11 protein-coding genes are annotated in these 14,132 nt (G+C 61.7%); 9 read left to right on the forward strand and 2 right to left on the reverse strand.

Annotated elements, in window-relative coordinates; genetic code table 11:
• The 9 genes from IAE77_RS19935 to IAE77_RS19975 all read left to right on the forward strand — a co-directional run.
• Positions 1 to 772 (forward strand): HAD family hydrolase (locus IAE77_RS19935; RefSeq protein WP_294230497.1); only part of this gene is annotated, 772 nt, incomplete at its 5' end.
• 78 nt (positions 773 to 850) lie between these two features.
• Complete coding sequence (locus IAE77_RS19940; protein WP_294230500.1) at positions 851 to 1,777, forward strand: cation diffusion facilitator family transporter; 927 nt, start codon at positions 851 to 853, stop codon at positions 1,775 to 1,777.
• Positions 1,774 to 2,553: a biotin--[acetyl-CoA-carboxylase] ligase gene (locus IAE77_RS19945; protein ID WP_294230502.1), complete on the forward strand. Its 780-nt coding sequence runs from the start codon at positions 1,774 to 1,776 to the stop codon at positions 2,551 to 2,553. Before IAE77_RS19940 ends, IAE77_RS19945 begins: the two co-directional genes overlap by 4 nt.
• Before the next feature lie 164 nt (positions 2,554 to 2,717).
• A complete protein-coding gene (locus IAE77_RS19950) occupies positions 2,718 to 6,011 on the forward strand; it encodes a WD40 repeat domain-containing serine/threonine-protein kinase (protein WP_294230505.1) in 3,294 nt (1,097 codons plus the stop codon).
• A 74-nt stretch (positions 6,012 to 6,085) separates the two neighbouring features.
• Positions 6,086 to 7,837 carry an arginine--tRNA ligase gene (gene argS, locus IAE77_RS19955; RefSeq protein ID WP_294230508.1) on the forward strand — a complete coding sequence of 584 codons (1,752 nt, stop codon included), beginning with the start codon at positions 6,086 to 6,088 and terminating at the stop codon, positions 7,835 to 7,837.
• Between the two features lie 259 nt (positions 7,838 to 8,096).
• Positions 8,097 to 9,128: a hypothetical protein gene (locus IAE77_RS19960; RefSeq protein WP_294230510.1), complete on the forward strand. Its 1,032-nt coding sequence runs from the start codon at positions 8,097 to 8,099 to the stop codon at positions 9,126 to 9,128.
• Positions 9,125 to 9,457: a hypothetical protein gene (locus IAE77_RS19965; protein WP_294230512.1), complete on the forward strand. Its 333-nt coding sequence runs from the start codon at positions 9,125 to 9,127 to the stop codon at positions 9,455 to 9,457. Before IAE77_RS19960 ends, IAE77_RS19965 begins: the two co-directional genes overlap by 4 nt.
• A gap of 36 nt (positions 9,458 to 9,493) precedes the next feature.
• Positions 9,494 to 10,729 carry a hypothetical protein gene (locus IAE77_RS19970; protein WP_294230514.1) on the forward strand — a complete coding sequence of 412 codons (1,236 nt, stop codon included), beginning with the start codon at positions 9,494 to 9,496 and terminating at the stop codon, positions 10,727 to 10,729.
• A 49-nt stretch (positions 10,730 to 10,778) separates the two neighbouring features.
• Entirely contained in the window at positions 10,779 to 11,963 is a 1,185-nt protein-coding gene (locus tag IAE77_RS19975; protein ID WP_294230516.1) for a DegT/DnrJ/EryC1/StrS family aminotransferase, read from the forward strand.
• 81 nt (positions 11,964 to 12,044) lie between these two features.
• On the opposite strand, the gene IAE77_RS19980 is transcribed toward IAE77_RS19975, so the two are convergent.
• Both IAE77_RS19980 and cysK read right to left on the reverse strand, forming a co-directional pair.
• Positions 12,045 to 13,025 (reverse strand): tetratricopeptide repeat protein, encoded by a 981-nt coding sequence (locus IAE77_RS19980; protein WP_294230518.1) that lies wholly within the window; start codon positions 13,023 to 13,025, stop codon positions 12,045 to 12,047.
• Between the two features lie 125 nt (positions 13,026 to 13,150).
• Entirely contained in the window at positions 13,151 to 14,131 is a 981-nt protein-coding gene (gene cysK / locus IAE77_RS19985) for a cysteine synthase A (RefSeq protein WP_294230521.1), read from the reverse strand.
• Between the last annotated feature and the right edge of the window lies 1 nt (position 14,132).

Below are 14,132 nucleotides of genomic sequence, written 5' to 3' on the forward strand. Positions count from 1 at the left end.
TTCGTCATTCGTCATTCGTCATTCGTCATTCGTCATTCGTCATTCGTCATTCGTCATTCGTCATTCGCCGTTCCCCATGCCCCGCCTGCTCCTCTTCGACATCGACGGCACTCTCATCGACAGCCACGGCGCAGGCGGAGGAGCGATCCTTGATGCGGCCGAGGAGCATTTCGGCATCAAACGCGAGCAATTGCCGCCGCTGCAACTGGCCGGCGCCACCGATCCAGCCATTGCGATGGACGTCTTCACCCTGGTGAAGCGTGAACACACCCGCGACGACGTTTTCGCCTTTCTCGACCGCTATCTGGCCAATCTACAGCGCCGTCTTCAAGCCGAGGACTTCAGCGGCTTCACCCTGCCCGGCGTGGTCGAACTGCTGGAAACCCTCCGCCGCGAAACGGACGCTCATCTTGGTCTGCTGACGGGCAATGTCCGGCGTGGTGCGCAGATCAAGCTCTCCCGCCACGGCATTCACCACCATTTCATCGACGGCGGTTTCGGCTGCGACCATCACGACCGCAATCAGCTCGGTCCCGTGGCTCTGAAACGCATGCAGGACGCCACCGGCATGACCTTCAATGCGGCCGATGTCATCGTCATTGGCGACACGCCGAAGGACATCCGCTGCGCCGAGGCGTTTGGCGCGAAATGCCTCGCCGTCGCCACCGGGCAGTATTCCTGTGCAGAACTCAGTGCGCTCAAACCGTGGCGCTGCGTCGAATCCTTTGCCGACGTGCCCGCCATCGTCGAATTGCTGCTCAGAGCAGCCTAAAGTGGTCCGCACAGTCCTCTGTGCGGTCTGCGAACGCCGCCCCTTCCGCACACAGGACTGTGCGGACCACCTTCAGCCATGAGCCATTCTCCAGATGCCACACGCGCCATGCGGCTGTCCCTCGCCGTGGGATTCCTCATGCTCGTGCTGAAGGTGGGTGCGTATCTGCTGACCGGTTCAGCGGCCATCCTTGGGGATGCGGCGGAGTCGATCGTGCATGTCGCCGCCGTGATGTTCGCCTCCTTCAGCCTCGGCTACCTGCACAAGCCCGCCGATGACGACCATCCCTACGGCCACAGCAAGATCGCTTTCTTCTCCGCCGGCATCGAAGGTGCGCTGATCATCGTCGCGGCCCTTTTCATCATCGTGGAATCCACCCGCCGCTGGATCCAGCACCTGCCGCCGGCCAATCTCGACCAAGGCCTCATCCTGACCGCGCTCACCATTGTCATCAATGCCGTGCTCGGCCTCTACCTCATCCGCACGGGCAGGAAAGCGGGATCACTCATCCTCGAAGCGAACGGCAAACACGTGCTGACCGATGTCTGGACCAGCCTCGGCGCCTTGGTCGGCCTCGGGCTGGTCGCTCTCACCAGCTGGCATGGCTGGGACCCGCTCTGCGGCCTTCTCATGGCCGCGAACATCATCTGGACCGGCTATGGCCTCATGCGCCAGAGCGTCGGCGGATTGATGGACACGGCTGATCCGGAGCTCAATGCCGCGCTCGACGCCGCCCTGCGTCGGGAGACCGAGAAACACGGGCTCCACTTCCACGCCCTGCGCCACCGCGATGCTGGCGAGATGCACTACGTCGAGGTGCATCTTCTCTTCGATGACGGCATCATGCTTCGCGACGCGCATCGCATCGCCACCGAGATCGAACAGGCGGTCGAAGCCAGTGTGGACCGCCCCGTGCTCATCACCACGCATCTCGAATGCCAGGGCGACCACGACGAGCTTCACCAGCACGGCGAGGCCAGCGATCCGAAACGCATCCGTCCATGATTCCGCTGTCCGCAGATGCCTTGAACGAAGACTCCGCCGCATGGCACGTCACCGTGCTTGATGAGGTCAATTCGACGAGCGACTGGCTCAAATCGAACGCTGCAACGCTTCCCGTCAGCACCGTGGTTTTCGCCGAATCCCAAACCGCCGGCCGCGGCCGCCGCGACAACCGCTGGATCGCCCCGCGTGGCAAGGATTTGATGTTCTCGCTGCTCCTGCAGCCTGCCGCGCCGCTCGAAAAGTGGCCGCGCATCACCACCCTGGCCGCGCTCGCGATTTGCAAAGCCATCGAGGCCGAACTGCCGCTGCAGCCACGCATCAAGTGGCCCAACGACGTGTATTTGAACGACCGCAAGATCAGCGGCCTGCTCGCCGAGACCGTTTCGACGCCGAACGGCCTGCGTCTCGTGCTCGGCATCGGTTTGAACGTCAACACGCTCGATTTCCCGCCCGATCTGCCCGCCACGTCGCTCCTGAAGCAGCTTTCCTCGCCCGTTCTTCACGAGATCAACCGCAACGCGCTCGCAGCACGCCTGCTCGGCACGCTCCACGCTGAATTCCAACGCAGCGACGACAACTTCACCACCGCCGTTGCCGAGGTCCGCGAACGAAGCTGGCTGCTCGGCCGACAAATCCGCGCCAAAGCCCCGCACGGCGAAGTCTTCGGCCGTGTCCTCGATCTGAACGAGGAAGGCCACCTCATCCTCGAATTCCCCGACGGCAGCACCCACACGCTGACCAGCGCGGACGAGGTGCGGCCGACATCGTTTTGCTGAGCTGATTTAGCGGCAAGCTGGCAACAGACCTGCTTTTCCTGAGCACAGCCCCGGAGCAATGACATAAATGCTTCATGGATCAGGCTCACATTTCCCATTCTTTTGCTTGAGAATTTGATCTCATCCCGAATAAGATCGGCCCACAATCACCTCCTCATAAACTCATGAGCTCAGAACACGAACTGCCGGCCGATTCCGAGGAAACCACATCGCGAGCAAGCCTGTTTCCAACGGTGGAAGAGATGGCGGCCCTGCTGCCGCAATACGAGTTTCACAGTGTCATCGGCACGGGAGGCATGGGCGCGGTGTATCTCGCACGACAGGCGGCCCTGGACCGGTGGGAGGCCATCAAGGTGCTGCCAGCCTCGGCCTCGCTGGATCAAGAGGAAGCCGGGCGCTTCATCTCCGAGGCCAGGGCCATGGCGAAGCTGAACCACCCGCACATCGCCGCCGTGCATGACTTTGGCCAGACAACGCAGGGACACCTCTATCTGGTGATGGAGTTCGTGAACGGGCAGGACCTCCATGCGCTGATCCACAGCGACCTCGTCAATGCGGATCTCATCCGGGCGCTCGTGTTTCAACTGTGTGATGCCCTTCAGTATGCGCATCATCACGGCGTCATTCATCGTGACATCAAGCCGGCCAACATTTTGATCGCCGAGAACTGGCAGGCCAAGATCGTGGATTTCGGCCTCGCCGGCGGCTGGAACATCAATCCTTCGGAAGGCTCAGCGTATGGAACGCCCGACTACGTGGCTCCCGAACGCCTGACACCAGACGCGGTGGTGGATCACCGCGCGGACATCTACGCGCTCGGTGTGGTGATTCACGAGATGTTCACCCGTGTCACGCCGTACGCTTCCGGCAGTGTGGCCGGAGAAGGCATTCCCGCCGAGTTTGTGGCCGTCATCAACCGCTGCATGGAAGCGGACCCGGCCCGGCGCTTCCAGCACTGCGGCGAGATCAAGAGCTTCCTCTCCGCCGCAGCCATCAAGCCGTCTTCGACCACCTCAGCAGCTCCAGCCAAACGGGCGCTTCCTCCGCATTTGCAGGCACGGGTCGGGCCGCGCAGCCCAAACCGCCCGGTCAAGACCACGGGCGGTGCCGGCAAATGGCTGTGGGCGACAGCCTGCATCCTTCTGCTCATGGCGGGCGGATGGTTCATCCAGAATCAAAAGACCAAGGCGTCTGCAAGCGCGGGCGCTTCGGCATCGGCAGACAAGCCGTCTGCGACCAAAAGCGGCAAGCCCGCCGAAACTCCCGCCGGTGCCGAGGGCAGCCCTGCGGGTCCGTTCAAACCTGGAGCGGGAGAGTTTTCGATCCTCAAGCGACTCACGGGTCACAAGGAATTCGTTCTCGCTTCTGCCATCCTTCCCGATCAGCGGCGGGCGGTTTCAGGCGGCAACGATGACACGTTGATCGTCTGGGACCTGGCCTCCGGCAATGCCTTGCAAACCTTCCCCTCCCCGGTGGGTGATGTGGATGGGATCGTCCCGAGCAAGGATGGAAAGCTGCTGCTGCTGTGGTCCGTGCGGACCGACCAGGTCTCCATCTTCGATCTCGCTTCTGGAGCTTCGAAGGCCCTGATCCGCGCCCCCACCAAGGCACTGAACAACGTGGTCTGGTCGGCCGATGAAAAGACGGCCTATTTGCTCTGCGCCGACACGGACGGCGGCGTTTACCACTGGGATCCGCAGGAGGGCGCCGTGCTGAAAAAGTTCAGCGAGTGGCCACGTGCCGCATTCCACGCCTTTCCGCTGCCAGCGGAATCATCCGGAGCAGAAACGCAATTGCTGGTCCTCGGCAGCACGCTCAAACCCAATCCGGGAAGCGCCGCGCCAAACACCAGCCCGCTGATCATCGACAAGCCAGCCGCAGGCATCTTCTCGGTCCCAGGACATTCACTCGTGCGCACTCCGGTGTACAACAATCTCCGCAACAAGCTGTCAATGTGCCCGGATGGCACCGCCCTGCTCGGCGGCCTCGGTGCCCTCTACATCCTCGATCTCCCGGATCTCTCCACCCGGACGACCATTCCAGCACAAAACCAGGTGGCGGCTTTGAGTTCCACCTGGCTCGCAGGCGGGCGCATGATCGCAGCAGGCCTGAGCACAGGGCTCCTGCGCATCTTCGAGGCCGACACCGGCACCGAACTGCAGAGTCTCGACATCGGATTGCGTGCCACCAAGATCAGTGTGGACGCCGAAAGCCAATGGCTGGTCGTCTCCGGTGTTTCCATCGATCCGAAGAACCCCAAAACCGAAGATTATGACGTGCTCGTGGTGCGGCTTCCGGATCTCACCAAGCTCGGCTCCGCAGAAGGCGCCCTGCGTTATGCGAAGCGGCAGCTCAACCGGCTGGACGCCATCGATCCCGAACTCGCCGCTCTCCGCAAAGAGGCCAGCCCCGCCGACGGCATCGCCAGCGACGAGGAGCTGCGCACGCGTGTCATCGACCTGACCACCAAATATGGCGCGGCTCTCAGCCGTGCCGCCGCGACCGCCCAGACCGGGCAGGACGTGGCCATGAAGGTGGAGGCGGCGGCCATCGGAACCGGAATGGCCGTGCCCCCGGCTTCGAATGACGCCGCCACTTCAGGAGAGCACAAACGCCTGCGCGAAATCTACCGGCAGCAACTGGCCCAGCTCGAAACCAGGCGCCAGGAGACGGCCGCATCCATGCGCGAAAAACTCACCACGACAGCAGCCGCTCTCGCCGAAAAGCGACGCCAGGCTGCAGACATCCCGGGAGCCACCCGCTGCGAGGCTCTGCTCGCCAGTTTTGACGAGGTGAAACCTTTTGAGACAGTCGTTGCATCATGCTTCACCGGAACCGCCCCCTCCACCGTGGCCGCGGCTCCTGCGGCTCCGACGCCGGCGGTGGCATCGGTGGGCACCCCCCTCAGAACAGCGCCACCTCCCCAGTCGCTCGTCATGCCTCCGGCTTCCACGACAGCAAGTGTTTCAACAGCCCCCAAAATTCCCTTCGCCAAAGGAGTGCGGACGGAGGTCACCGTCAGCCGTCCCTCAAAGACCACCAATTTCGACGACAAGACCCAGGTCATCACCCCGAAGGTGAAGCTGACAAACACGACAACGGAAACGTATGAGGGCTACAAGGCCGTGCTTTGCATTCTGGGTGAAAGCGTGGAACAACGTGGCGTTTACAAGATCCTGGCCCGCCACGAGATCGCCGTGTCACTTGCGCCGAGACAGGTGCTCGACAGTGAAGGCAAAACGGTCATGACAGAGTTCGACAATTTTGCCGCGAATGGCGTCAGCTTCGGGTTCAAATACGACGGTTGGGTGATTCAGGTCACTGATCCTCAGAACGCGGTTGCCTACACAAAGTCCACTTCACCCACCTTGGAGAAACTTGTCGAGGTGATTCCCTCTCTCAAGGAAGGACAGACTTATGACAAACGCTGGAAGCCGTTCGATTACCGATCGTTTTGATCGCTTGACCGTCCCCAAGTCGTCCGGGCTTTGTCGTTGAATTCCCAGTTCCTGCGGACTACTAGGCGCGCCCCATGTTCCGCGCCGTCCTCACGTCCCGTCTGCAAGCCGCTTTCACTGCGGCAGGCATCGAATTGCCCGCTGGCTTCACTCCGAATGTCGTCATCGCTTCCGACACGCGATATGGCGACTACCAGAGCAATGCGGCGATGGTTCTCGCGAAGCAGCTCAAGGCAAACCCACGTGCCCTTGCGCAGCAGATCGTGGACAAGCTCGACGTCACCGACCTGTGCGAAAAGACCAGCATCGACGGCCCGGGCTTCCTCAATTTCACGCTCAGCGCCGCCGCTTTGGCGCAACGGCTCGCGGTCATCGTTTCGGATGACAAAGTCGGCGTTCCAGCCGTCGCGCAGCCGAAGACCATCGTCGTCGATTTCTCCGCGCCGAACATCGCCAAGCCGATGCACGTCGGCCACATTCGCAGCACCTTCATCGGCGACTCGCTGGCCCGCGTGGCACGCTTCATCGGCCACAAGGTCATCACCGACAACCACGTCGGCGACTGGGGCACGCAGTTCGGCATGATCATCCACGGCTGGAAAACGCAGCTCGATCAGGCGAAGCTTAAAGCGGACCCAATTCACGAACTCGTCAGCGTATATAAAGCCGTCAACGCCGCCACGAAGGCCGATGAAAGCGTTTTGGAGACCTGCAAAGCCGAACTCGTGAAGCTTCAGCAGGGCGACGCCGAAAATCTCGGAATCTGGAAGGAATGCGTGCGCCTCACGCTCGAGCAGCTCGAAAAGGTTTACAGCACGCTCGACATCAAGTTCGACCACTACCTCGGTGAGAGCTTCTACAACGACGCCTTGGCCCCGCTGGTGGCCGAAATGCTCACGCAAGGCATCGCGACGATCAGCGAAGGCGCGACGGTCGTCTTCAGCGATGGCAGCGTGAAGCCGGAAAACGATCCTTTCCTCATCAAGGAGAAGGACGAGTGGAAAGCCGCGCCGTGCATCATCCGCAAAGGCGACGGCGGCTTCCTCTACGCCACCACGGACCTTGCCACGATCGACTACCGCGTGAAGGAATGGAAAGCCGATGAGATCTGGTATGTCGTCGGTGCGCCGCAGCAGCTCCATTTCCGCCAGGTCTTCGCTGCGGCTCAACGTCGCGGTGTGACCACGAAAATGACGCACATCGCGTTCGGCAGCATTTTGGGACCGGACGGCAAGATGTTCAAAACCCGCAGCGGCGAGACCGTCGGCCTGCTCGAAGTCATCGACGAAGCCATCGAACGCGCCCGCGCCGCCGCCGATGAAAAAGAGCAAGGTTTCACTACCGAAGAGAAAGACGAGATCGCCCGCATCATCGGCTCTGGAGCCGTGAAATACGCCGAACTCAGCCAGAACCGCCTCACTGACTACAAATTCAGTTGGGACAAGATGCTGAGCCTTCAGGGCAACACCGCGCCCTACCTGCTCAACGCCTACGTCCGCACTCGCAGCATCTTCCGCAAGCTCGATGGCGCTGTCACCCTCACCGCTGATTTGGCAATCACCGAGCCCGCCGAGCGTGCCTTGGCGATGAAATTGGCCCAGTTCGCCGAAAACGCGCACGACATCCTCGACGACCATCGCCCGAATCTGCTCGCGAACTACCTCTACGAGCTCGCCGACACCTACCACAGCTTTTACGAAGCCTGCCACGTCCTCCGCGCCGAAGGCACCGCTCGCAACACCCGCCTCACGCTCTGCGAAGCCACCAGCCGCGTCCTCAAGACCGGCCTCGGCCTCCTCGGCATTCAGACGACGGAGCGGATGTGAGGAAAGCGCTCAGCGCTGCGTCAGGCCTTGTGACGTCTCGCTGCTTCAGCGGCCTGCGTCATTTGAGAGGCCCTGCTCATCGTGCATCCCGGACTGGAAGGCGGTGGAGCCGGCTGGTCAGGCTGCGGCCTGGACCCGGGGTCTGGCAGGAGGTCTGCAATCAACACGAGTGAACCGATGACGGGAAAAAGATGGCGTTTGATGCTCATGACGGACAAAATAATGATCATTCGCGACAGAAGCGTCAATCCTCATTGTCATGCCCCTGCCACACCGGCCACTTGAAAGCGCAGCGGCGATCCTGACCCCGCTAGATCGCGCACGTTGGCTGCTGTTGAGATTGCTGGGCCCACTGGCAAAGCCACTGGTGCGGAAACGCGAACTGCGAGTGCTGGTGGCCGGATGTGGCGTGATTGGCTTCTCACTGGCGGCGACGTTGCTCTCTCCGTTCTGGCTGCTCGCGCTGGGGCCGGTGATGCTCGGAGTGCCGCATCTGGTGGCGGATCTGCGTTATCTCGTGGTGCGTCCCGGGTTGCATCGACGGCGTGTGTTCTGGCTGCCAGTCGGTTTGCCATTGCTGCTGGCGGGAATGGCTCATTTCACGATGACCAGTGGCTTGGCGGCCTGCGCTGCCATGGCATTGCTGGCGCGTGGAACTGTGGCCCGCAAGGCGATCGCGCTGAGTGTCATCGGAGGGTGTCTGGCGGGCGTGTGGATGGCTGGCGAGGTTTCAGCTCTGATCTTTGCTCATCTGCACAATCTCATCGCCGTCCTGCTGTGGTGGTGCTGGAGGCCGCGCAGCGGTTCGCGGCGTCAGACGTTGGTGCCTCTGTTGTTTGTCACCGCTTCCGTCGTGATTGCAGGTGGATGGCTGGAGCCGTGGACACGTGGTTTGTTCTGGCAACCTGCGGACCTCGGACCGGATTATCATCTGGCGTTTCTGGCCCCTGGAATCGCCGCACCCTGGGCCATGCGGCTGGTGCTGCTGTTCGCCTTTGCGCAGTCTGTTCACTACGGAGTGTGGCTGCGACTGATTCCGGAGGACGACCGACCGCAGCAGACGCCGCGCACGTTCCGCGCCAGCGCACGCGCCTTGCAGGCCGATCTCGGGACACCGCTGCTCACGGCTGCGGTCATCATTGCCCTTGGGATCTCACTTTGGTCGGTGTTTGATCTGTCAGCTGCACGGGAGAGCTATCTGCGCATGGCGCTGTTTCACGGCTATCTGGAACTCATCGCCGCCACGTGGCTGTTCGTGGAGCGCCCCGCTGCCCTGGAGGAATTGGCGTGAGCTTGGACAACTGGTCAGGCGCCTATTGGTTCACCCAGGCCGTCGAGGTACCGGTTTACCTGTGTTTCGCACGCTCACTGAACCTCAAGAAGCGGGCTGTTTATGCGTTCGGTGCCAGCACGATCACACACCCGTTTCTATGGTTCTGCCTGCCGTGGACCAGCAGTCCTTACCTGCCGCTGTTGATCGTGGCTGAGACGTTTGCCGTGGTCCTTGAGGCATGGTGGGGCCGGGGGTGGAAGATTCCACGCCCGTGGACCGCGTCGCTGATCGCCAACGCCACCAGTGCGTGCCTGGGTTTTGCCGTTCGCCACGCCTTTCAAGCATAGTCTGGAAGATCGGCCGTTCCGCACAGTTTAGGCGGCATGCGCTCACTGGTTCTTCTTTTCATCGTCGGATTCGGCTCTGCCCGGTCGGAACAACTGCTGGCCTTCGATGGCGCGGCTGGATTTGGAGCCTTCGCGAAGGGCGGCAAAGGTGGACGGGTCATCGAAATAACACGGCTGGATGACGATCTAGACAGTCCGCCAGAAGGCACCTTCCGTTGGGCCGTGACTCAAAAGGGGCCGCGCATCGTGAAGTTTCGGGTCGCGGGAACGATTCAATTGCAGGACGCGGTGGAGATTCGCGAACCTTTCATCACGATCGACGGGCAGGATGCGCCGGGGATGGGCGTCTGCATTCGGGGAGGCAGTTTGGAGTTCAAGGACACGCATGACATCATCGTGCGGCACATCCGTGTGCGGCTGGGAGATGAGACAACGCTGCGGAAGAACCGTGAAAAGGGCCTGAAGCGGCCAAAAGGCTCCGGCGGACTGGATTGCATCGAGCTGAAGAACTGTCGCGATGCCATCTTCGATCACATCTCGGCTTCCTGGAGCTGCGATGAGCTGTTCAGCGTGGTGCATTGCCGGAATGTGACCGTGCAGTGGTGCCTGCTGGCGGAACCGCTGAGCAATCCGGCCATTCATCCCTATGGCGACAACCACGCGTTCTGCTTCAACTCCAGCGCGAACACCTTGAGCGTGCATCACTGCCTGTTCGCCCGCTACGTGATGCGCGGACCGCAGTTTGAAGCCAATGACATGCGCAAAGGCGACGATTACGCGGTTCAGATGGAAGCCATCAATAATGTGATGTTCGACTACCAGCGTTCCGGCTCGCGTTACACGACGGGAATCGAGGATCACAAGGACGAGGCGGCGAAACAGGGTTACGCGTTCCAGTTCATCGGCAATCTCTACCTCGGCGACCCAAAGCGGCCTGCCATCGAAGCGGTGATGAAACACGAGGTGCATGATGGCGTGCGTGCTTTTGTCGATGATCGGAAGCTGGTGCAGCTCAGCGACACGAAAGGCCGCGAGAAGCTCATGAACGATGCCTTGAAGCAGATTCAGGAGCAGCCCGTGTTCACCAGCCCCGTGCCGATCGCGGCAAAAAGCGCCGATGAAGTGATTCACAGCGTGCTGGAGGGCGCGGGCTGCTCCCACGCGCGCGATGCGGTGGATGAGCGAGTGATTGCCCATGTGCGTGAGAAGAAGTTCCAGCCGGTGCTGCACTCACAAAACGAGGTGGGCGGCTGGCCGAAACTGGCGGAGTGAGGAATCGCTGGCACGCGCCTCATTCGTCACTACACATTCGGCCTCTGCCATGCCAGTCCCCCTTCTCGACGTCAACGCCCAGAACCACCCTCTCGAAGCCGAACTCCAGGCCGCCTTCACGAAGGTGCTGAATCACGGGCGGTTCATCATGGGACCGGAGATGGAGGTCTTTGAGCAGGAAGTGGCGGCCATGACAGGTGCGAAGCACGCGCTGTCGGTCTCTTCTGGCACGGACGCGCTGCTGCTGGCGCTGATGGCGCTGGACATCAAGCCGGGTGATGAGGTGTTGTGCCCAGCGTTCACGTTTTTTGCCACGGCAGGAGCGGTTTCGCGTCTGGGAGCCGTGCCGGTGTTCACGGATGTCTGCCCGGTCTGTTTCAACATGGATGTGAATGACGCACGGGCAAAGATCACGGCCAAAACGAAGGTGATCATGCCGGTGCATCTGTTTGGTCAATGCGCGGACATGGACCCGATCCTCGCGCTGGCGAAGGAACATGGCCTGAAAGTGATCGAGGACACGGCGCAGTCCATCGGCGCACAATACAAGGGCCGTCAGGCCGGCACGATGTCGGACTTCGGCACCTACAGCTTCTTCCCGAGCAAAAATCTCGGCGGATTCGGCGACGGCGGCATGCTGGTCACGAATGACGACAATCTGGCCGAGTATGCCCGCGTTCTACGCGTGCATGGCGGCAAGCCGAAGTACTACCATCACTACGTCGGCGGCAATTTCCGCATGGACACGCTGCAATGCGCCCTGCTGAGCGTGAAGCTGAAGCGCTACGCGCAATACACGGCGGACCGCCAGCGCAACGCGGCGCATTACATCGCCGGGCTTTCCAAACTGCCCGGCGTCGTCCAGGCTGATCCGGCGCACTGCAAGTGCCTGAAGTCGCAGGACGACTGGCTGACCGCGCAGAACGCCAAGATCGTGCTGCCGGTCAGCTACGAACATAACTCGCACATCTGGAACCAGTTCACGCTGCGCGTGCTCGATGGCAGACGCGACTCGCTGCGTGATCACCTCGTGGCCGGGAAGATCGGCTGCGACATCTACTATCCTGTCACGCTCGACCAGCAGAAGTGCTTCGCGAATCTGCCGGAAAGCTCACGTGCCGGTTGCGAGGTGTCGCATCGCGTGGCGGGCGAAGTGCTCAGCATTCCGATCTACGGCGAATTGACCGAAGCACAGCGCAACGAGGTGATTTCAGTGATCGCCGGGTGGCTGTGATCGAGGTGCCCGCCGAACTCAACGGCGGCTGTCTTCACCCGACAAAAATGAAGGCCGACGAATCGTCGGCCTTCGGGAAAATCACTGTTTTGGCGCTGATGGCGGGGCCGCTGGCGCAGCCGTCGTAGGAGCCGCCGGTGCTGGTGTGGTGGCTGCAGGCGGAGCCGCAGGTGCCGGTGTGGCTGGCGAACTTGGCGGAGCAGGAACGGGGGCAGGCGCAGCAGGAGCGGGCTGTGGAGTCGCTGGCGCGGCCGGTGTCGGCGTGGTCGCAGTTGGAGGCAGCATGGCAGGAGCCACTGGCGCTCCAGGAGGTGCGATGCTGGCACCGAGACCGCCACCGCCAGGAGCGAGATTGATTTTGGGCATGCCAGGAATCGTGGGGGCGGCGCCGGGCTTCGGCTCGACTTTGGGAGCCGGGGGCGGATCGACTTCCTTGGTCGGCAAAGAAGCGGCGATCCAGTTCAGGCGGTCCTGGCCCAGGCTTTGGAACTCCTGCCGGTCGGCAAACTTCACCGCAAGCTCCTCGTAGGCCTTTTTGGCCTCGTCCTGCTTGCCTTCGGCCCAAAGAAGGTCGCCGAGGCGGATCTGGGCCAGAGGAGCGGCTTCACTGCTGGAAAACTCGTTCGTGATGCGCTCAAAGACGGCCTTGGCCTCTTTGCGGTCGCCCATGGAGTCAAGCTTGGTGCCAAGGCCCAGCAGCACATTCACGGCCAGCGGATGATCCGCATGCTTCGTGGTGAACTCACGCAGCGCTTCAATGGCCGAGCTCTTCTTGTTTTGATCCCAGAGCAGGTCCGCTTTCAGGAGCAGCGCGTTGGCGGCCGCGTTCGTCCCGGCATAACGGGAGATGACAAGATCGCAGTCCTCGACCGTCTTCGCCGCCGTGAATGCCTCCGCAGCCTCGTTCGCCTTCACCTTGCTCTGATGGCTGATGAAGCCATAGGCGCAGATGGCCAGCACCACGATGACGAAGAGCCAGACGAGCTTGCGGAAATTGTCCTCCAGAAACTTCTCCACGCCGGTGGACGGGACTTCCTGGGACATTGTATCGAGTTGGGACATGATGGGGAGGCTTGAGGGGATGAATGACGAATGTCGAAGTCAGAATGACGAGTGTCCGGGATGCGAATGACAGAAGCTCATGATGCGCTCAGGCATTCGTCATTCGGATTCCGTCATCGTGACTCTCACGCGCCGACCTTGGCACGAGCTTCGTCGGCCAGGGCGGTGGAGAGGTAGCGTTCACCCGTGGAGCAGGCGACGGTGACGATGAGCTTGCCGGCGTTTTCGGGCCGCTTGGCGACTTCAATGGCCGCGCAGACATTCGCGCCCGTGCTGATGCCGACGAGGATGCCTTCTTCCTTCGCCAGGCGACGGGCCATGGCGAACGCGTCGTCGTTGCTGACCTTGACGCACTCGGTGATCTGGGGATTTCCAGCGCTGTCCTTGAGGTGGAGGTTGGCAGGCACGAAACCGGCACCGGTGCCCTGGATCTTGTGTGGGCCGGGCTGCACGGGCTGTCCGGCGAGCGTCTGATTGATGACCGGCGAGGCCTCAGGCTCCACGGCGATGGCGGCAAAGGAAGGCTTGCGAGCCTTGATCACTTCGGTCACGCCGGTGATCGTCCCGCCGGTGCCGACAGCGGCCACGAGGATGTCGATCTTGCCATCGGTGTCAGTCCACAGCTCCTCGGCGGTGGTTTTCGCGTGAATGGCGGGGTTGGCAGGGTTTTCAAACTGCTGCGGCATCCAGGCGTTCGGCGTGGTCTCGACGAGTTCGGTCGCCTTGGCGATCGCGCCTTTCATGCCCTGCGCACCCGGGGTGAGAACGAGCTCGGCTCCGAGCAGGGCCAGAAGCGTGCGCCGCTCCAGGGACATCGTCTCAGGCATCGTCAGGATGAGCTTGTAGCCCTTCGCGGCGGCCACAAAGGCCAGCGCGATGCCCGTGTTGCCACTGGTGGGCTCCACAATCACGGTGTCGGGCTTCAAAATGCCCTTCTTTTCGGCGTCTTCGATCATGGCCATGCCGATACGGTCCTTCACGCTGCCGAGCGGATTGAAGAACTCGCACTTGAGGGCGATGGTGGCATTCAGGCCGGCGGTGACCTTGTTCAGCTTCACCAGCGGGGTCTTGCCCACGGTTTCGACGATGTTGTTGTAGATGCCCATG

It is taken from the genome of Prosthecobacter sp. (genome assembly GCF_014879935.1).
Taxonomy (GTDB): domain Bacteria; phylum Verrucomicrobiota; class Verrucomicrobiia; order Verrucomicrobiales; family Verrucomicrobiaceae; genus Prosthecobacter.